General features: G+C 59.7%; 14 protein-coding genes. 5 read left to right on the forward strand and 9 right to left on the reverse strand.

Annotation, left to right across the window (positions count from 1 at the left end):
• Position 1 precedes the first annotated feature (1 nt).
• From trpB to RGR602_RS00110, 4 genes are read left to right on the forward strand one after another with little or no spacing between them, the layout of a single operon-like run.
• The gene (gene trpB, locus RGR602_RS00095; RefSeq protein WP_039843410.1) at positions 2 to 1222 is read left to right on the forward strand and encodes a tryptophan synthase subunit beta; all 1221 of its coding nucleotides are present in this window, start codon (positions 2 to 4) and stop codon (positions 1220 to 1222) included.
• Positions 1223 to 1225: 3 nt separating this feature from the next.
• Complete coding sequence (gene trpA, locus RGR602_RS00100; RefSeq protein WP_039843411.1) at positions 1226 to 2065, forward strand: tryptophan synthase subunit alpha; 840 nt, start codon at positions 1226 to 1228, stop codon at positions 2063 to 2065.
• A gap of 39 nt (positions 2066 to 2104) precedes the next feature.
• On the forward strand, positions 2105 to 3007 hold the full coding sequence (gene accD, locus RGR602_RS00105; RefSeq protein ID WP_039843412.1) for an acetyl-CoA carboxylase, carboxyltransferase subunit beta: 903 nt from the start codon (positions 2105 to 2107) through the stop codon (positions 3005 to 3007).
• 31 nt (positions 3008 to 3038) lie between these two features.
• The gene (locus RGR602_RS00110; RefSeq protein ID WP_039843413.1) at positions 3039 to 4391 is read left to right on the forward strand and encodes a bifunctional folylpolyglutamate synthase/dihydrofolate synthase; all 1353 of its coding nucleotides are present in this window, start codon (positions 3039 to 3041) and stop codon (positions 4389 to 4391) included.
• A gap of 120 nt (positions 4392 to 4511) precedes the next feature.
• Here the strand turns inward: RGR602_RS00110 and RGR602_RS00115 are convergent, their stop codons facing one another.
• A complete protein-coding gene (locus RGR602_RS00115; RefSeq protein WP_039843414.1) occupies positions 4512 to 5978 on the reverse strand; it encodes an MFS transporter in 1467 nt (488 codons plus the stop codon).
• A gap of 129 nt (positions 5979 to 6107) precedes the next feature.
• On the opposite strand from RGR602_RS00115, the gene RGR602_RS00120 reads away from it, so the two are divergent.
• Entirely contained in the window at positions 6108 to 6722 is a 615-nt protein-coding gene (locus tag RGR602_RS00120) for a TetR/AcrR family transcriptional regulator (RefSeq protein WP_039843415.1), read from the forward strand.
• A gap of 54 nt (positions 6723 to 6776) precedes the next feature.
• Here RGR602_RS00120 and RGR602_RS39590 read toward each other — a convergent pair whose 3' ends face one another.
• The 8 genes from RGR602_RS39590 to RGR602_RS00160 form a co-directional block, all read right to left on the reverse strand.
• Positions 6777 to 6956 (reverse strand): hypothetical protein, encoded by a 180-nt coding sequence (locus RGR602_RS39590; protein ID WP_039843416.1) that lies wholly within the window; start codon positions 6954 to 6956, stop codon positions 6777 to 6779.
• 46 nt (positions 6957 to 7002) lie between these two features.
• Positions 7003 to 7200, reverse strand: coding sequence for a hypothetical protein (locus tag RGR602_RS39595; RefSeq protein ID WP_170250137.1), 198 nt, complete (start codon positions 7198 to 7200; stop codon positions 7003 to 7005).
• Between the two features lie 5 nt (positions 7201 to 7205).
• Positions 7206 to 7526 (reverse strand): thioredoxin, encoded by a 321-nt coding sequence (trxA, locus tag RGR602_RS00135; protein ID WP_022718427.1) that lies wholly within the window; start codon positions 7524 to 7526, stop codon positions 7206 to 7208.
• A 75-nt stretch (positions 7527 to 7601) separates the two neighbouring features.
• Positions 7602 to 11153, reverse strand: coding sequence for a double-strand break repair helicase AddA (gene addA / locus RGR602_RS00140; protein WP_039843418.1), 3552 nt, complete (start codon positions 11151 to 11153; stop codon positions 7602 to 7604).
• On the reverse strand, positions 11146 to 14340 hold the full coding sequence (gene addB / locus RGR602_RS00145; protein WP_039843419.1) for a double-strand break repair protein AddB: 3195 nt from the start codon (positions 14338 to 14340) through the stop codon (positions 11146 to 11148). The genes addA and addB overlap by 8 nt, the downstream gene beginning before the upstream one ends.
• 3 nt (positions 14341 to 14343) lie before the next feature.
• Positions 14344 to 15078 carry a nucleotidyltransferase family protein gene (locus RGR602_RS00150; protein WP_039843420.1) on the reverse strand — a complete coding sequence of 245 codons (735 nt, stop codon included), beginning with the start codon at positions 15076 to 15078 and terminating at the stop codon, positions 14344 to 14346.
• Positions 15079 to 15102: 24 nt separating this feature from the next.
• A complete protein-coding gene (gene tsaE / locus RGR602_RS00155) occupies positions 15103 to 16605 on the reverse strand; it encodes a tRNA (adenosine(37)-N6)-threonylcarbamoyltransferase complex ATPase subunit type 1 TsaE (RefSeq protein WP_170250136.1) in 1503 nt (500 codons plus the stop codon).
• Positions 16602 to 19181, reverse strand: a complete 2580-nt coding sequence (locus RGR602_RS00160; RefSeq protein WP_039843421.1) for a PAS domain-containing sensor histidine kinase — start codon at positions 19179 to 19181, stop codon at positions 16602 to 16604. The genes tsaE and RGR602_RS00160 overlap by 4 nt, the downstream gene beginning before the upstream one ends.
• Between the last annotated feature and the right edge of the window lie 12 nt (positions 19182 to 19193).

Genomic DNA, 19193 nt, shown 5'->3' on the forward strand with positions numbered 1-19193 from the left:
AGTGAACCAGACGCTAAAACCGAATTCCTTCCGTTCCGGTCCCGATGAGGATGGCCGTTTTGGCATCTATGGCGGCCGTTTCGTTGCCGAAACGCTGATGCCGCTGATCCTCGATCTACAGGAGGAATGGAACAAGGCGAAGGACGATCAGGAATTCCAGGCGGAACTGAAACATCTTGGCAGACACTACATCGGCCGTCCGAGTCCGCTTTATTTTGCTGAGCGCCTGACTGCCGAGCTTGGCGGCGCGAAGATCTATTTCAAGCGGGAAGAGCTGAACCACACGGGTTCGCACAAGATCAACAACTGCATCGGCCAGATCCTGCTTGCCAAGCGCATGGGCAAAACGCGCATCATCGCTGAAACTGGTGCGGGCCAGCATGGGGTTGCCTCTGCAACGGTCGCCGCCCGCTTTGGCCTTCCCTGCGTCGTCTATATGGGCGCGACGGATGTCGAGCGCCAGGCGCCGAACGTTTTCCGCATGAAGCTGCTTGGCGCCGAGGTGAAGCCGGTGACAGCAGGTCACGGCACGCTGAAGGATGCGATGAACGAAGCCCTGCGCGACTGGGTCACCAATGTCGATGACACCTACTATCTGATCGGCACCGCAGCCGGGCCGCATCCCTATCCGGAAATGGTTCGCGATTTCCAGGCGGTCATCGGCGCGGAAGCCAAGGAGCAGATGATGGAGGCCGAAGGACGTCTGCCGGATCTTGTCATCGCTGCGGTTGGCGGCGGTTCGAATGCAATCGGCATCTTCCATCCGTTCCTGGATGACGAAGGCGTAAAGATCGTCGGCGTCGAAGCCGGCGGCAAGGGTTTGCAAGGCGATGAGCACTGCGCTTCAATCACGGCCGGCTCGCCGGGTGTCCTTCACGGCAATCGCACGTATCTGCTCCAGGACGGTGATGGTCAGATCAAGGAGGGCCACTCGATTTCGGCCGGCCTCGATTATCCCGGCATCGGCCCCGAGCATTCCTATCTGAACGATATTGGCCGCGTCGAATACGTGCCGATCATGGATCACGAGGCGCTCGATGCCTTCCAGACGCTGACCCGCCTCGAGGGTATCATTCCGGCGCTTGAGCCGTCGCATGCGCTGGCCGAAGTCATCAAGCGCGCGCCGAGAATGGGCAAGGACGAGATCATCCTGATGAACCTCTCCGGCCGCGGCGACAAGGACATCTTCACCGTCGGCAAGATTCTGGGAATGGGTGTGTAAGTCATGACCGCACGTATGGATAAACGCTTTGCCGATCTGAAGGCTGAAGGCCGTCCGGCGCTCGTGACCTATTTCATGGGCGGCGACCCGGACTACGAGACCTCGCTCGGCATCATGAAGGCGTTGCCGGAAGCCGGTTCTGATGTCATCGAACTCGGCATGCCGTTCTCCGATCCGATGGCCGATGGCCCGGCAATCCAGATGGCTGGCCAGCGCGCGCTAAAGGGCGGACAGACGCTTAAGAAGACGCTGCAGCTGGCAGCCGATTTCCGTAAGGGTGACAACGCGACGCCGATCGTGATGATGGGCTATTACAATCCCATCTATATCTACGGGGTCGAGAAGTTCCTGGACGATGCGCTCGCATCAGGCATCGATGGCTTGATCGTCGTCGATCTTCCGCCGGAAATGGATGACGAGCTTTGCATTCCAGCAATCAGGAAGGGCATCAATTTCATCCGTCTGGCAACGCCGACGACCGATGACAAGCGCCTTCCGACGGTACTGAAGAACACGTCTGGCTTTGTCTACTACGTTTCGATGAACGGCATCACCGGTTCGGTCCTGCCTGATCCATCGCTGGTCTCCGGGGCCGTGAAGCGCATCAAGCAGCATACCAATCTGCCCGTTTGCGTCGGTTTCGGCGTCAAGACTGCCGATCACGCCAAGGTCATCGGCAGCTCCGCCGATGGCGTCGTGGTTGGTACGGCCATCGTCAATCAGGTGGCGATGAGCCTGAGCAGCGACGGAAAGGCCACAGCAGATACAGTCCAGGCCGTGGCCACCCTCGTCCGTGGTCTTTCATCCGGAACGCGTTCGGCGCGCCTTGTTGCTGCCGAATAGTGTCCCCACATTGGCTGTAGTCAATCAGGAGTTTTCGACTTGAACTGGATCACCAACTACGTTCGCCCGCGCATCAATTCCATGCTGGGCCGTCGTGAAGTGCCGGAGAACCTCTGGATCAAGTGCCCGGAAACGGGCGAGATGGTCTTCCACAAGGATTTGGAAGACAACAAGTGGGTCATTCCGGCCTCGGGCTATCACATGAAGATGCCGGCAAAGGCGCGCCTTGCCGACCTTTTCGACAACGGTGAATACGAGTCGCTGCCGCAGCCGAAGGTCGCGCAGGATCCGCTGAAATTCCGTGATTCCAAGAAATACACGGATCGCCTGAAAGACAGCCGCCTCAAGACAGAACAGGAAGACACGATCCTCGCTGGCGTTGGCAAGGTTCGCGGGCTGAAACTCGTCGCCGTCGTGCACGAGTTCAACTTCATGGGAGGTTCGCTCGGTATTGCTGCCGGTGAGGCGATCGTCAGAGCCTTCGAGCGTGCGATTTCCGAAAAGTGCCCGCTCGTCATGTTCCCGGCTTCCGGCGGCGCGCGCATGCAGGAAGGCATCCTTTCGCTGATGCAACTGCCGCGCACCACCGTTGCCGTTGATATGCTCAAGGAAGCTGGCCAGCCCTATGTCGTCGTTCTCACTAACCCGACCACGGGCGGCGTAACGGCTTCCTACGCTATGCTGGGTGATCTGCATTTGGCAGAGCCGGGCGCTGAAATCTGCTTCGCCGGCAAGCGCGTCATCGAGCAGACGATCCGCGAGAAGCTGCCGGAAGGTTTCCAGACCTCGGAATACCTTCTCGAGCACGGCATGGTCGACATGGTCGTCAAACGGCACGATATTCCGGAAACGCTTGCGCGGGTCCTGAGCATCCTGACCCGCAAGCCCGCCAACTCGCTTGCGGTGAATGGCGGCACGATCGCAATCGCAGCGAGCGCCTGATTGATACAAACCTGCTTGGGCGGGGTGCTGAATGATACCCAGGGGCCAGACCGCAGTGAGTGAAGCAGCGCAGGAGATCGACAAACTCATGGGATTGCATCCCAAGGGTTTCGATCTTTCGCTCGATCGCATCACCCGCCTTCTCGAAGTACTCGGCAATCCGCAGAACCGGCTGCCGCGGGTCATTCATGTCGCCGGAACAAATGGCAAGGGTTCGGTTACAGCCTTTTGCCGCGCATTGCTGGAAGCCGGTGGCTACGGCGTCCATGTCCATACCTCGCCACATCTGGTCAACTGGCATGAACGCTACCGGATCGGTCTTAAGGGCGGCCGGGGTAAGTTTGTCGACGATTCGGTTTTTGCAGAAGCGCTTCGGCGCGTTGCTGAAGCGAATGCCGGCCAGAAAATCACGGTCTTTGAAATCTTGACGGCGGTGACTTTTCTTCTCTTTTCCGAGCACCCGGCCGATGCGGCAATCATCGAGGTGGGTCTCGGCGGACGGTTTGATGCGACAAACGTCATCTCCGATCCGGCCGTTTCGGTTATCATGCCGATCTCGCTCGATCATCAGCCCTATCTCGGCGACCGCGTCGAACTGATCGCGGCCGAAAAGGCCGGCATCATGAAGGCCGGGCACGCCGTGGTGATCGGTCATCAGGAATATGATGCAGTCCTGGATGTCTTGATGTCGACTGCCGAGCGCTTGCATTGCCCGACCGCTGTCTTCGGCCAGGATTACATGGCGCATGAGGAATATGGCCGCCTCGTCTATCAGGACGAATTCGGTCTCGCCGATCTGCCGTTGCCGCGCCTTCCCGGCCGCCATCAATATGCCAACGCCGCAGCAGCAATCCGCGCCGTCAAGGCAGCAGGTTTTGTCGTCACCGAAGCGATGATGGAAAAGGCTATGAATTCCGTCGAATGGCCTGGTCGCCTTCAGCGGCTGACCGAGGGCCGCCTTATCGCACACGCCCCGGCCGGTGCCGAAATCTGGATCGATGGAGGCCATAATCCCGGTGCTGGCGAAGTTATCGCCGAGGCCATGGCGAATTTCGAGGAAAAGCAGCCGCGGCCGCTCTACCTCATAACCGGCATGATCAATACCAAGGACCCGGTCGGCTATTTCAGGGCCTTCGTCGGGCTTGCGGAAAAGGTCTTCTGCGTACCGATCCGTGGCAGCGAGGCGATGATCGATCCGGTGATCCTGTCAAATTCTGCCTATGATGCCGGCCTTGTTGCAGAGCCGAAGGCCACAGTCGGTGAAGCGTTGGACGCGATCAAGGAGATCCTTGATCCGCAAGCTCCGGCGCCCAGAATCCTGATCGGCGGGTCGCTCTATCTCGTCGGCGATGTTCTTGCTGACAACGAAACACCCCCGAAATGAAACCGAAATGTGGAAGCATTCTGCAGACTCAATTGTCGCAGAATGCCTATTCTTGTGACGACGTAAACCACGTCGCAAAACTATCGCTTCAATCGGGGATTTTCGCGACACCACGGATCACTATTTCGGCAGGTTTCTTGGCAGCCAGAGCCACGCAATGATTCCGACGACAAGCATGAGCAACCCTCCGACTCCGACTGCGACATGCAACCCGGTAAGGAAGGCTTCTTTGGCCTGTGCGACGGTCTCAGGGGGAAGGCCTGGCCGATCCAGGGTCTCGTTGAGCGTGCCCGCTACGCCGGGACCAAGCAGGCGGAAGCTCAGGGCGGCCAGCGATCCGAGCAGAGTGATGCCGAGCGCATTTCCCAGCTCGTTGCTGGTTTCCGCGATGGATCCGGCCGCGCCGGCCCGTTCGGGCGAAACCGCCGAGACAGCGACCTCGGCCACGAGGCTGAACGACAGTCCGTAGCCGATGCCGGCGATGAGCGTTGATGCGATGAAGGCCGCGCCACCAACCTCAGTGCTTGTAAGCAGCAGTAAGATGACGCCTGCGCCTATCAGTAGATGCGTCGCCACAAGAGCAGTCTTGCGGCCGATCCACTCCACGATGCGAGCGGTGCCTACGCATGTCGCAGTCAGCACGATGGCCCCCGGCAGCGTCAGCAGCGCCGTGGTGAAGACATCGAAGCCGAGCACCGATTGCAGATAGATCCCGGACAGGTAGCCGGCGACAGACCAGACGACGAGGGATAAAAGTCCGGTCAGGATCGCGATGGAGAAAACGCGATCTCGAAATAGGCTGAGATCGAGCAGCGGATAGTCGATGCGGGTCTGTCGGCGTAGGAACAGCACGAGGGCAAGAATGCCGATGATCCCGCCGGCGGACTGCGCCGCCGTAATACCCTCGGCTGCGGCGAACTTGAGCGACCAGGTGAACAGCAGGATGCCGGCGAACGACAGCAGGAGACTCGGCAGGTCGATCCGACCATAGGTCGTCGAGCGGACCTCGCGAAGCAGGATCGGCGCGACGATGAGGAAGGCGAGCACGACGGGGACATTAATGAGGAACACGACGCCCCACTTGAACTGCCTGAGCAACATGCCGCCGATAAGGGGACCAATGGCGAAGCCGGCTGCGAATGTCGCGGCGAAGATGCCGATGGCCCGCGCGCGCAGCCGCGGATCGGGAAACAGGGCGCTGACGATTGCCAGCCCCGACGGCAGCAATGTCGCACCGCCCAGCCCCATGAGCGCCCGTGCGGCGATCAGCATCAATGGAGATTGCGAATAGGCCGCGCCGAGCGATCCCGCACCGAATACCACCGCGCCCACCATAATGAGCTTGAGCCGCCCATAGCGGTCACCGATATTGCCGAAGACGATCAGCAGGGAGCCGACCACGAAGCCGTAGATGTCGAGAATCCAGAGCGCCTGGTCGGCTGTCGGCGTCAGGGCGGACGTGACGTGCGGCATGGTGAGGTAGAGAATCGAGCCGTCCATTGCGACGAGCAGGACCAGCGGCAGCACGGCCATGAGGCCGAGCCATGCCTTTCTGTTCACGGAGCTTGGAAGTGCCATATCGGTCATTGGGTAAATTCCTTCTGCGAACGGCGCGCGCAGGCGTGCCGCTTCGGCCGCTGACGAAAGACCAGCGGATGGTTGCGTTGGAAGGGTTGTATCTATATACTTTAAGTAAGTTACATTTGGTATATAGAGATGTCAAGCACACCCGATGACACGCAGATCCCGAAGCGCGTCCGTTTGAGCCGTGACCAGCGGCTATGCCAGCTTCTCGACGTGGCGTGGCGGCTCGCGCGCGAAGAAGGCACCGATGCCCTGACGCTGCCGCGCATGGCGGACGAGGCCGGCGTTACAAAGCCCGTAATCTACAGCCATTTCGGTACCCGCAACGGCCTGTTGACGGCTCTCTATCAGGACTTCGACGCGCGCCAGACGGCGGTGATCGACGCCGCGCTCGAAGCCTGCGCGCCGATCTTGGAAAAAACCGCAAGGGTCATCGCTTCGTCCTATGTCGAATGCGTGCTGGCCCAGGGTCGCGAGATTCCCGGCGTGTTGGCCGGACTTGCGGGCTCCCCCGAACTGGAGGCCGTCAAACGCGACTATCAACTGGCGTTCATCGAGAAATGCCGAAAGGCGTTGGCGCCGTTCACGGGCCCAAAGGGCATCATGCAGTCAAGCTTCTGGGCGGTGCTCGGGGCGGCCGATTCGTTATCTCATGCCGCTGCGACGGGACAAATCACCATCGAACAAGCTCAAGACGAACTCTATGAGATCATCGTTGCAATGGTGAGCAGGAGCTTTCACACTTAACGGGCGGCAGGCAATCGCAGGACTCAGGCAGTTTCGCTACGAAGCTACTTCGGCTCATGCAATCGCCCGACCGCTCTCTTCGGCCAGGATTACATGGCGCATGAAAAACATGGCCGCCTCGTCTATCAGGACGAATTCGGTCTCGCCGATCTGAGTTGCCGCGCCTTCCCGGCCGCCATATACCGACGCCGCAGCAGCAATCCGCGCCGTCAAGCCAGCAGGTTTTGTCGTCACCGAAGCGATGATGGAAAGGCTATGAATTCCGTCGATGGCCAGAGCTTCAGCGGGTCGCCTTGTCGCACATGTCCCGGCCGGTGCCGAAATCCGGGTCGATGTCGGGCCCGTCGGTGAAGCGCTGGACACGATCGAGGAGGTCCTTGATCCGCAGGCTCCGGTCGGCGATGTTCTTGCTGACAACGAAATACCCCCGAAATGAAAAAAGCCCGGTCAGAGCCGGGCTTTTTCTCTCAATATGCAATGAAATCACGCGGCGTTCGAAATCCAGCTCGAAAGAGCGGTCTTCGGAGCAGCGCCGACCTTGATATCGGCAACTTCACCAGCCTTGAAAATGGCAAGCGTGGGGATCGAGCGGACGCCGAACTGGGCTGCCAGTTCCGGGTTTTCATCGATATTAAGCTTAGCGACCTTAACCTTGCCTGCGAGTTCGGTTGCAATTTCCTCAAGGCTCGGAGCGATCATCTTGCACGGACCGCACCACTCAGCCCAAAAATCAACGACGACGGGTTCTGCAGATTCCAGAACTTCCGACTGGAAGTTGTTGATATCGACTTTCACGGTAGCCATAGGCTGCTCCTTTAGCGGAATTTACTGTTGATCCACATGTGATGGTGCGGTGCCGAACTTTCAATGTCCGGTATTTCACTTTGTTTTGAGTCCTGCAAGCGCCATTTCGAGCTCCCGCCCGCTCAACGTATAGACAGTGGCGTTCTCGGTATAGACCAGCATGCAATCGATGCGCCTGCCCGGATAGAGCGGCGCCAGGATCTCGCGGTAGATCGCAAGCTGCGCCTGATGCGCAGAGGGAATGTCCTTTTGGGTCGCGGGCGGCACGCGATTGGTTTTATAGTCGAGAACGACGACGCGATCGTCGAATACGGCCAAGCGATCGACACGGCCGGAAACGGCATAGTGGCCCCCCTTCAAGGTGAGCGTCCCCATGATCGAGACTTCCGGCTGCGTGTGCACTGCAAAGATCGCCTGAAGGCTGTCTTCCGTCATTAGTTTCAGCACCGAATCGATCAATCTCTGCCGTTCGGTTTCGGGCCAGAAACGTGCAGCGCGGCTTGCGTAACGCGCCGCCGCGTCCGCTCTCTCGGCTGGAGCGATGTCCGGTAGAGTCTGGAGCATGCGGTGGATCAGACGCCCCTTTTCCAACGACCTGTCGGAGCGTGTTTTTTCCGCAAAGAGCGGCGAATTGATCAACAGGTCATCCGCCTGCTCATCGATGATGGTTCCGGCGCCGGATGGGCTGAGAGGTCTCGGCAACTGCCTTTGCGGCGGGAGCGGCCGGAGAATGCTGGAGGGCAAGGCCTCGCGCTCGTTCCAGTCTTCCAGCTTCTCTGAGCGCTCGAACGTGCGGCCCACTTGCGGCACGCGCCATTTCACGCCCTGCCATTCACCATCCGGTCCTTCGAAGCTTGCCGGTGTAACATGTGGGTGACTGTCTGCCATCGCTGATGAAATCATCATGTGCCAAGTATCGCTGTTTGCCCTGACACCGCGATAACCGCAAACAATCAACCGGTCGGCGGCGCGTGTCATCGCTACATAGAGCAGCCGCCGGTATTCCTCTTCCGCCAATTTCTGAAGTCGTGCCGCATCGGCTTGCGTCATCGAATTGGCAAGGCCGCTGACCGGAACCCAGACAGGTATTGGAGGGGTTTCTGCATTTGTTTCGAGCAGGCGCAGTTTCGGCATGTGGGTATGCGTGAAAGCTTTGGAGCCGCCGTCGACAAGAAAAACGATCGGTGCTTCCAGCCCCTTAGAAGCGTGCACGGTCATGATCCGAACCTCGTTGCGGCCCTTGTCCTGCTCACGCTTCACTTCGGGCGCTTCGAGTTCCAGCGCTGAGATGAAGGATTGCAGGCCGGGCAAGCCCGAGCTTTCGTGATCAATCGTGAATGTGAGGAACTCGTCCAGAATATCGCTGACCTCGGTGCCGAGACGCGCGAGAAACTGCCGCCGGCCGCCGTGAACGCCAAGCAGACGCGCGTAAAAGTCGTGAACGGAGAGGTTTCGCGATTGATGAAGAAGGAGCGTGAGCTTTTCTGTCACGGTCGCATAACGCTCGTGACCGTCGAGTGCGAATTGCTGCAGGTGAGTCCACACGCTTGCATTGTCGCTACGCAGCGCAGCGAGTGCGAAGATATCGTCTTCCGATAGGTCGAACAGCGGGCTCTTGAGCACCGCCGCCAGTGAAAGATCATCCTGCGGCAACAAGAGGAAGCGGCCAAGCGCCAGCAAGTCCTGAACAGCGATATGGCTGGTCAGCCTGAGGCGGTCTGCGCCCGCGACCGGAATATTGTTGCGCCGTTTCAGTGCGCGGGTCAGGGCATTGACGAAGGCATCGCGCTTGCGGACGAGCACAAGGATATCACCCGCCCGAATAAGACGCTCCTTGCCCTTGTCGACGATCGTCTCATGGCCGACAAGCCGCTCGATCGTATGGGCCATCCGCCGCGCAAGAATAGCAGCTGGCGCGCTTTCGGGAGTCGCGTCAAAGGGCGCTGTCCAGTCTTCGTCCTTAACGGTGGCTTCGGGGGCGATCATCTCCCAGAGATCGACGGCACCTGGGTGACCGATGCGGCTAGATCGGTGAACGACCGGTTCTTCGACGGCGCTGAGGCCTCGCGCGTTTTCGGACGATGTGAAGATATGGTCGACCGCAGCGAGAACGTCGGATGTCGAGCGAAAGGAAAGGGGCAGGCGCACGGACGAAAACATTTGACCGCTTGCCGAGACCCGCCTCCTCGTACGTTCGCTCTCCTCGGAGAAACGTTCCGGGCGCGCGCCCTGGAAGGAATAAATCGATTGCTTCTCGTCGCCGACGGCAAACAGCGTCCGCACGACCGGCCGCGCACTTTCGCCGGAAAAGAAATCTTCCGCCAGCGACTGGATCACGCTCCATTGGATTGGGCTCGTATCCTGCGCTTCATCGACCAGAATGTGATCGATGCCCTGGTCGAGCTTATAATGAATCCAAGGCCCGACGCCGCTTTTCGTCAGCAGATCCGCGGTGCGCGTGATGAGATCTTCGAAATCCAGCTGACTGCGCTGCTTTTTCAGGTCGTCATAGTCCCGGTTCAGCCGGTCAGCGAGGATCATCGCTGCATGCGTGGCATTGAACATCCGCATGATCTTGAGGCGGTCGCGGCAGGCGACGACATGCGCGCGCGCTTCAGCGATCGCATCTGCAAGCTCAGGTGCATCGCAGAGCATGGCTTTAACGGTGAATTGCGAATCCGACTTGGGTTCGCCCTTCGCCGTCAGGAATATTTTTTCCAGCAATTCGGCGCGCTTAGTCGCATTGCGCTCGTTGGAAGCCTGCCGCAAGCCATAGGCGACTTCCTGCGCTTTCGCGCCGCCCTTTTGGGCTGTCAATGTCAGGTAAAGATCGAACGTCAGGCCGAAGAGACCCGGCAGCGGCCAGTATCGCGAGGTGATCTGGGCCTCTGTTTCGTCGGCGGATAGTTGCAGTTCCCTGCGCAGCGTGGCCGCAATCCCGCCTCGTTGCTCGGCCGAGGAAATGAAGCGGCGAATGGCGTTACGGCTGGCGACGATCTCGCCGAGTAGTGTTTCCAACCCGGTCTCGTCACCGAGATTGAGAATATAGGAGAAGGCATCGGCAAGCTCGGGATCCTGGTCGGGTGTCGTCGCGGTCAAGAGCGAGCGGCGGGCATCGGCGAGCAATGTCGCTGCGGCACGATCGTCGAGAACCGAGAAGTGTCCGGCGACATTGGCCTCCAATGGAAACTGATGCAGTAATGCCTCGCAAAAGGCATGGATGGTCTGGATTTTCAGCCCGCCCGGCGTTTCCAGCGCCTTGGCAAAAAGCCGTCTCGCTTCGGCAAGCTTGAGCCGATCCGGCGTTTCGCCTTCGATCTGCGTAATGCGGTTTTTGAGTTCCTCGTCCGGCAGCACCGCCCACTCGGCCAAACGTGCGAAGACACGATTCGACATTTCGGATGCGGCGGCCTTGGTATAAGTGAGGCAGAGGATGGCCGAGGGCCGCGCACCGGAAAGCAGAAGGCGGATGACGCGCTGCGTCAGCACATGCGTCTTGCCGGAACCGGCATTGGCCGAAACCCAGGCTGACCGCGACGGGTCGGAGGCAATCGACTGCTGGATCGTCGTCCAGCTGATCCACATGCCCGGATCGTCCCCTTGCGGAAGTGCGGTCGGATCACTCATCGCCGCCTCCTTCTTCGTTTTCGGCCGTCGACCATTCGGAAACGCGGGCAAGGTGATCGTAATCACCGCCGAAATCGAACTGCTGCGCGGGAATTAACCGTGAAGTGAAGCCACGTTCGCCGGATTGCAGAAGAGACACGAATTTGACCAATTGATCGATCGATTCCTCTGCCAGATCGAGGGCCGATTTTGCCTTGTCGCTTCGGGTGGAAGTTTCATTGTTGACGACATCGGTGTCGAAACGGCTGCCGGGCCGAAGGCGCACATAAATGAGATCCTGCGGCGTCAGACTTCCGACGTCGCGAAAGGCGCCGGCGCGGAGCGCCGCGGCCTCGAGCGCCAACTGCGGATCGAGAAGCGCGCGCGCCTGTGCGGGCGATGGATTGTAGCCGGTCTTGTAGTCGATGATGTCGGCAGCGTTTGGCCCCGTCACATCGATGCGATCGGCAACGCCTGTCAACCGGATATTGATCGGTTCGAGTTCCACGCCGCCGCGCACTTCCGTATAAGTCTTGCGGATCGCCGGTCGGCGTTCGGCTTCCCATTCGAGGAATGCGCGCGCCACCTCCCTGAAACGCGGACGCCATACTGCATCAATGTGCGACGGCAGGCGCTCCATGTCGAAGAGCTCCATCAGAATGGTTTCCATGGCTTGCGCGGCTTCCGGGGTACCGGCGACATGTCCTTCACGGACAAAGCGGTCGATGATCGTGTGATAGAGCGTTCCGCGTTCCGCAGCACCTGGATCGCGATTGAAGGGATCCACGGGGTCAAGCCGCAAGATGCGCCGGGCATAGATGGCATAAGGATCGCGGCGCAGGCGGCCAACTTCGCTGAAGGAATAGGATTTCGGCTGCAATTCAAGGGGCGGTGTAGGCGAGGGGCGTTGCGCGGGTGTTTGGCTCTTGCTCTCGTCCAGCAGGCTTACCCAATGCACGAAGCGGTCGCCGCGTGCTTTCAGTTCCCTTTCGAAAGCCTCGCCGCCCAGCGCCAAGAGCCGCTGAAGCCAGCGCGAAGCGACCGTCGGCGTCGAGCCTTGCCGCAGCGAGCGCGAATAGATCAGATGCCGTGTTCCGCTCGCCATTACGAAGTCATGGGCCAGTTGACCGATGCGCCGCTCCGGCGGCTCGAGGCCGATTTCCGTCTTCATCGTGCGCGAGATGAAGGGATTGTTGGCCGTTTGGCCAGGCCAGGAGCCTTCATTCAGTCCACCCAGGATCAGCGTGTCGACGCTTTGCAGACGCGCCTCCAACGTGCCGAAAATGAAGACTCTTGGATGGCTGAGCGCGCGTGGCTTGACCGCCTGGCCGGCCGAAAGCGCCGCCATGATATCGATCCATTGCGGTCCATCGGCTTCGATCTGGCCCTCCGTCTCGATCACCTCTGCGAGCAGGCTTGCAAGTGAATCCCCCGCTTCACCAGCCCAGAGATTGGCGAGGTTGCCGCGTTCATCGATTGCCACAGCTTCGAGTGCACGTCCGGTCCGCTCCGCCCAATCGGAAAGAGTGAAGCTGGCCGTCAGCCCACGGCCATCCGGGCGGTGCGCGACAAGCGCGGATGCCAGCGGTTCGGTCGCATTCGACATCCGCCGGGCAAGGTTTCGCGCTTGCTCCACCGCTTCCGGTGGCAGCGACCTGCGCCAATTCGGCGCGTGTCTGTCCCTTGCCTGCTCTGAAAGTTGATGCTCCAGCAAAGGCTCCAACGCGCTGATATCAACCGCGGCAACACCGCCACGCAGGGCGAGCAGTTCGAGTGCTTGGACGGCTTGGGCGAGCGCGCCGCGTTCGAGGCCGAAGCGGGCCAGCGGATGCTTGAGCAATGCAACGATGGTGACTGGATCGCCGGGCCGGAGGGTTGCCTCGAGGAGCAATTGAAGGAGTGTTCCCTGCAGCATGGCCGCAAGTGGCGTACCTGCCGAGTCGTCGGCCAGGATGCCGAAACGGGAGAGCTCTGCCATCACGCGCCGTGCCAGATTGCGGTCCGGTGTGATAAGCGCTGTCTGGCTGTCGCCGTTTCGTCCCGGCTGCTCCAGTGCCAGCCGCAAGGCTATGGCGATCGCCGTCGCTTCTTCACGTTCGTTTGTGGCTTCGATCAGCGAGACATCGGCAAAGGCAGCCGCCAATGCATCGTCGGGGAGTTCTTTCTTCCATTCGCCCCAATTATCCGTCGCTTCCGCTGGAGCGAGCGCACGGGAAAGAATTTCTGCGCGGCGATGCAGATCGTGTTCGGCCTCCTCGATCGCAACGACGTCGCCGCGCGTGAGGTTCAGCCGTTTGAGGAGGGACGAAAGGCCATATTGCGGGTGGCTTCGGCTGGCGGGGTTGGTCCGCCCCCCAGCGGTAATCTCTGGTGCGACCATCTGCCAATGCGCATCCGGCATGGATAGATCGAGGCCCGGAAGGACGATCACGCCCTCGGGCAGATTGGCGACGGCAGCGATGAGGTCGGCCGTTGCCGGCATCGAGCCGGTGGACCCGGCAATAATAATCGGTCCGCCAGGTTTTGCCGTTGCGAGCCGGTGGGCTTCCGCACGCAGGATTGCATTGCGATGGCGTACCGGTGACGATTTTCCGAGTTCTGCAAGCCGTTCCGGCCAGAAAGCGATGGCGATCTGCAGAAATTCGGCCGTCAACTGCCACCACAGAGCGTGATCTTCGGCATCGAGTTTCGAGATTTCCGACCACTCGCGATCCTCGGTCTCGATGGAATCGATCAGTTCGGCAAGATTGCGTGCGAGCCAGATCGCGTCTGCCGGGCTCGCCGGCGCCGCCAAGGGCGAATCGGCGTGGATACGCCGCACGATCTCTGGCAGCCTGTTGCGCCAGGCGAGGATGAGGCGGGCAAGCTCCAGCAGGCGCGCCGTATTCGAAAGCGGCTGTGCGAGATCGAGCGTTGCAGGCAGCGCCTCCTCGAAATAGCCGCTGTCGTCATCCGTCTCGCCGAGCGGCCGGATAACCGGCAGGATCGCCGAACGGCCGCCGAGAAGATCGACGAAATGCGAACGCAGCACGCGGGCGGCGCGACGCGTTGGCAGGTAGATCGTTACTTTGGAGAGCGAAAGCGGATCGTCCGGATCGTGCCGGAAGAGCGGTGTCAGTCCCCCGTCGCAGAGCGTCGCGGCAAGCGTCTTCAGGAAAGGCAGACCTGCCGGGATCGTTAGGACGCGAGGCTGGTGCCGTTCGGCCATCCGTTACACAAACGTCCGGAAGCGCCGGATCGTTTCCTCCGCTTCGCCGATCGCCTCCGGCGTGCCGACCGTCAGCCAATGGCCTTCGAGCATCATGCCAAAAAGCCGTCCGCGCTCGATCGCCTTGTCGAAATAGATATTGAAATTGAACGGGTCATCGGCGGGAGCATCGTCCAGAAACGATGTGTCCATGACGATTGCACCGGCATAGACGACGGGGTTCGGACCGCTTTCACGATAGCGGGTAAGCCTGCCATCTGGGGCGAGGTTGAAATCATTCTTGCCATTGTGGCCGGTCGTATCCGCGAGTTTGACGCAGAGCATGGCCATATCCATGCTGTTTGCTTCGAAGAATCCGGCTAATCGACGGAGGTTGCTCGGCCGGTCGGCCCGTTCACCGATCCAGAAAAGATCGGCATTGGTGACGAAAACTGTGCCGCGCTCAAGAAGCTTGAGGCCCTTTGCCAGACCGCCGCCATTGTTCATCAGTCGGTCGCGCTCGTCGGAAATGATAATATCAAGCGCTTCGTAAGAATTCAGATGTGCGAGCATCTGATCGGCGAGATGATGGATGTTGACGACCGCCTTCTCAACGCCTGCCTCTGCAAGCGAATCCAGTGCATAGTCGATCATCGGCTTGCCGTCGATTTTCACCAGCGGCTTCGGGATTGTATCGGTGATCGGGCGCATGCGGGTGCCAAGGCCGGCAGCCAGCACCATGGCTTGTTTGATCGTCATCTGATCCGGAACTTATGATTCGCTCTAACCTATTCCAGCCCTTGCGCACCAATCGCGCAAGGGGGCAAGCGCTTCATGTTCAAGCGCCACTTGGAGATAGGAGAGCGTGCGGGGCATGTGTTTCGTATAGCCGGGCTTTCCGTCGCGCTGCAATAGCCGCACCCAGAGACCGGCAAGCTTGCAGTTACGCTGCGCCGACATGATCGCCCAGCTTTTCAGGAAGCCGGCTTCGTCAAAATTGCCCTGTGCGCTGCGAAAAGCCAAATAGTCGTCCATGAGCTGCCTGAACAGGGCTTGTTCGATGGTGACGCGCGCATCCTGCACGATGGATGCAAGATCATAGGCGGTCGGGCCAATCATGGCGTCCTGAAAATCGATGAGGCCGATCTTCTGAATGCCTTTTTGTCCTTCGCGCCAGATGATGTTTGGGGAATGAAAGTCCCGGAGCAACAGATTTTTTTCTGCCGATGCGAGTTCATCGATGAGCCTATCCCAGATCGCCAGATATTCCTCACGCTCGGCATCGCTGGCGGCTGTACCGCGCTTCCAGGGGAGATACCAGTCGAGAACAAGGCGCACTTCCATCTTCATGGCGGTGCGGTCAAAATCGGGAACGTGGTGGATGTGGTTATCGGTGACGCGGATATCCTGCGGTATCTTCATCCCGTGCAAATGCGCAAGACAGGCGACACTTTGTCGGTAACGCGAGGCGATGGGCTTGCCGCCCTCATCGAGCACGCCATCGCTGCCGAGATCTTCGATCAGCAGAATGCCCTCAGCATAGTCGACCTCGTAGATCTCTGGCGTTGCGAAGCCTTTCTCGCGCAGCACATTGGCAATTGCAACGAAGGGATAGGCATTCTCGGCAATATGGGCAACCTTCGGATAAGGCTTTCCGTCGAGTACGGCCGGTCCCTCGGGAAGCGGCGGCCAATCCATCAGTATCTTGCGGCTCTTCTGATCCGGATAGACCGCTTCGTAGGCGCGCAGCGATGCATCACCCGTCAGGAAGCGGCGTTTTGCGATCGGGTGCCCGGCTTTGGCGAGAAAAGTGCGGATTGCAAGGACGCGGCGGATTCTCTGCATCTGTGCGGGCGGTGCGCAAATCGTTGCCCGCCGGCCCCTGCCTTCATGCTCAAGTTTCATCACGATACGATCGGCGGGCAATTCGTCTTCTGCCATTTCTGGCCATTCGACAAGGCAGATACCGTTCTGAAGCGCTTCGTCGAAGCCGAGTTCCTCCAACTCCGCCCCATCAGCGAGGCGGTAGAGATCGAAATGCGAAACCGGAAACCGCAAATCGTAGGATTGGACCAGCGTAAATGTCGGGCTCGGGACCTCAAGCCGCTCGTCATCCGCCATGGCGCGCAGAAACGCACGGGCAAGGGATGATTTTCCGGCGCCGAGATCTCCCGAAAGTGCCAGGCAATCACCTGCCTTCAGCGCGAGCGCCAAATCTTCCCCAAGGCGGATTGTTGCCGCCTCGTCTTCCAGGAAAAGGGAGATTGTGCCGTCCTTCGTGATCATTCTGCTGCTGCGACGGAATGCGGCAGGTTGACCGAGGGAATCCGGCAAATAACCTTCGTGCCTTTGCCCGGCTGGCTATCGATCGAAACCCTGCCGTTATGTAGGCTGACGAAACTGTCCACAATCGAAAGGCCAAGGCCTGCACCGCCGCGCTTGCCGCTTTTTGCGCCCGTGGCAAAACGATCGAAGACTGTCGCGATCATGTCCTGCGGAATACCGGGGCCGCGGTCGCTGACGGAGAACACGAAATCCGTGCCCTCGCGATGGCATTCGAGAGCGATTGCCGCACCTTCCGGTGAGAAATTCGCAGCATTGGAAAGCAGCTTCAATAGGATTTGTTTCAAGCGCTGGGGATCGGCGACGATCGAACCAAGATAGGCAGGCGCTGTGATCTCCAGCGTCACGCCGCTTTCCTGCAGCCGGTCGGCAATCTGCATGGAGACATCATCAAGAAGATCGTTGAGGTCGATTTCCGAATAGTTGAGCCTCATAATGCCGGCATCGACGGTGGCAAGATCGAGAATATCGTTGACCAGCGTCAGCAGCACGGACGAGGAGGTCGAAATGTGGTCGATATATTCGGCCTGACGCTCGTTCAGCGGCCCGACACTCGGGGTGCGCAGCAGGTCGGCAAAACCGATGATATTGGTCAGTGGTGAGCGCAGCTCATAGCTGACATGCTGGACGAAATCGTTCTTCAGCTCGTCGGCCTTGCGCAGCGCCTCGTTCTTCTCGGTCAGCGCACGCTCAGCGCGGACACTGTCGGTCATGTTGACGAAAGTCAGCATCGTCTGGGCGTTTGGCAGCGGAATGACGGCGTAGTCCAGCACAAGGCCAGAGAGCAATTCCAGTGTTCCCTGACTGGAACGGCGTTCGTCATCGAAGCTGGTAATCAGCTCCCCAAAGGTTTTCCAGCCGTCCGGCCGGTCATAGGACGGTAAGCACGTTTCGCCGATCGCACGAATATGTGTTCCCGGCTTGGCGTCGGCTTCGGTAATGCCCCAGAGCATACGGAAGGCCGGGTTCGAAAGGCGAATACGGCCGTCGGCTCCGAAAACGGCGACGCCTTCGGAGAGATGGTCGATCGTTTCGCCTTGGACCTTCACCAGTGTGTTGTATCTCGTTTCGAGAGCGACCTGTTCGGTTAAATTCTCGAAAACCCAGGTTGCGCCGCCTTGCGGATGTGCAGTCGCAAAGACCCGCAGTGTCTGACCGTTCGGCAGATGCCAGAGGTCCGTTTGCGTATCGAGTGCCCGATAGACGGAAAGTGCGGTTTCTTTCCAGCTTTTCCAGTTGAGCTGATCGGGAAGCTTCTTTGCGGCGCGCAATCGCTCCAGCAACTCGGCGTTGTCGGGCTTGCTTTCGAGGAAAGCGATATCGAGTTCCCAGAGCGCGACGAAGGCCTGATTATAAAACTGCAAACGGCGCTCGCCATCGAAGATCGCTACAGGCGTCGCAAGATGGTCAAGTGTCTCGGCATGGCTTTTCAGCGTCCGCTCGAGCTCGGCGCGGACGGATGCGGCTTCAGAAACGTCGATCGCGATTCCCGCCGAACCGCTTGGCAACTTCACGTCAACGACGTCGAAAAAGGTGCGATTGCCGCGGACGACCGTCGAAATCTTGTCGTGGAAGGGTGATTCGGGCGTCGCCGCAACGCGGATGTGTTCTCGGGCGACCGTCGTCAGGAATTCCCGCCCTTCATTGATCGCGTGCTGGGGCGACGTCGCCTCGACCGCATCGCCATAGGCCTGATTGACCCAGGTAAGGCGCCCTTCGGTATCGCGCTGCCATGCGGGCAGGTCGATCGCATCGAGCAGGTTCTGGAAGGCCGAGATCGAGGACATCAGCCGGTCGCGCTCGATCTTCAATTCGGCAAGCTCGGCGCGGAGGTTGTTGAGCGCCACGAAACGCACGAAGGCGCGGCCACCGGAAACCCGGCCTTGCGCCTCGAGGATTTCTTCGCGACTGGTTTCGACGACCATATCGAAGCTCTGTGCAACTCCACGCAGACGATCGATCGCTCTTTCGAGCTCTGTAGCGGAACGGGGTTTCAGCCAGAGGCCGAACGCCAGGAATTCGCTGTCTTGCGGCGCACCGGTTTCGGCTGGGAGCTGGCCAAGCAGTTCCGGCCGCTCATCGCCGTCCCAGACGACGATGCGGCGATTTTTGTCGGCGATCAGCGCCTGGTATTGAGAAATGCGCTGATGCGCATCGGAAAGGGCGGAGCGGATTTCACGGCTTTCGTTTTCAAGATTACCGCGCTGACGCACGAGCCAGAGAGTTGAAAGCAGGGCTGCGGAAATGACGCCGATCACGACGGAAAAGCCGACGACCTGCGAAGATGTGAAAAGATGTGCGGATGCTGCTGCTTCGGATTCGACCTGGGCCAGCACCGGCCGCGCCAATGCTGCGATTGCCGTTCCGCCTGCGCAAATCCTCGCGAGCCGCGTCAGTGACCCCGAGCTTTGCTTCACGGCTTTTCTGGCCGTATGTTTTTGGCCTGCCTCGTGTGAACGGATGTCAGGCCAAGCGCCCTCGTCCGCCTGTCCCGGCAGGCTGTGATTCATTTCCGACATCAGCGGTATGTC

The organism is Rhizobium gallicum bv. gallicum R602sp, assembly GCF_000816845.1.
In the GTDB taxonomy this organism is placed as follows: Bacteria; Pseudomonadota; Alphaproteobacteria; order Rhizobiales; family Rhizobiaceae; genus Rhizobium; species Rhizobium gallicum.

Coding starts and splice junctions, on each gene's coding strand:
- trxA (WP_022718427.1), bottom strand. CDS start 7,526: ATGGCTACCGTGAAAGTCGATATCAACAACTTCCAGTCGGAAGTTCTG.
- addB (WP_039843419.1), bottom strand. CDS start 14,340: ATGGCCGAACGGCACCAGCCTCGCGTCCTAACGATCCCGGCAGGTCTG.
- RGR602_RS00120 (WP_039843415.1), top strand. CDS start 6,108: ATGTCAAGCACACCCGATGACACGCAGATCCCGAAGCGCGTCCGTTTG.
- RGR602_RS00115 (WP_039843414.1), bottom strand. CDS start 5,978: ATGACCGATATGGCACTTCCAAGCTCCGTGAACAGAAAGGCATGGCTC.
- addA (WP_039843418.1), bottom strand. CDS start 11,153: ATGAGTGATCCGACCGCACTTCCGCAAGGGGACGATCCGGGCATGTGG.
- trpA (WP_039843411.1), top strand. CDS start 1,226: ATGACCGCACGTATGGATAAACGCTTTGCCGATCTGAAGGCTGAAGGC.
- RGR602_RS00160 (WP_039843421.1), bottom strand. CDS start 19,181: ATGTCGGAAATGAATCACAGCCTGCCGGGACAGGCGGACGAGGGCGCT.
- RGR602_RS00150 (WP_039843420.1), bottom strand. CDS start 15,078: ATGACGATCAAACAAGCCATGGTGCTGGCTGCCGGCCTTGGCACCCGC.
- tsaE (WP_170250136.1), bottom strand. CDS start 16,605: ATGATCACGAAGGACGGCACAATCTCCCTTTTCCTGGAAGACGAGGCG.
- RGR602_RS00110 (WP_039843413.1), top strand. CDS start 3,039: ATGATACCCAGGGGCCAGACCGCAGTGAGTGAAGCAGCGCAGGAGATC.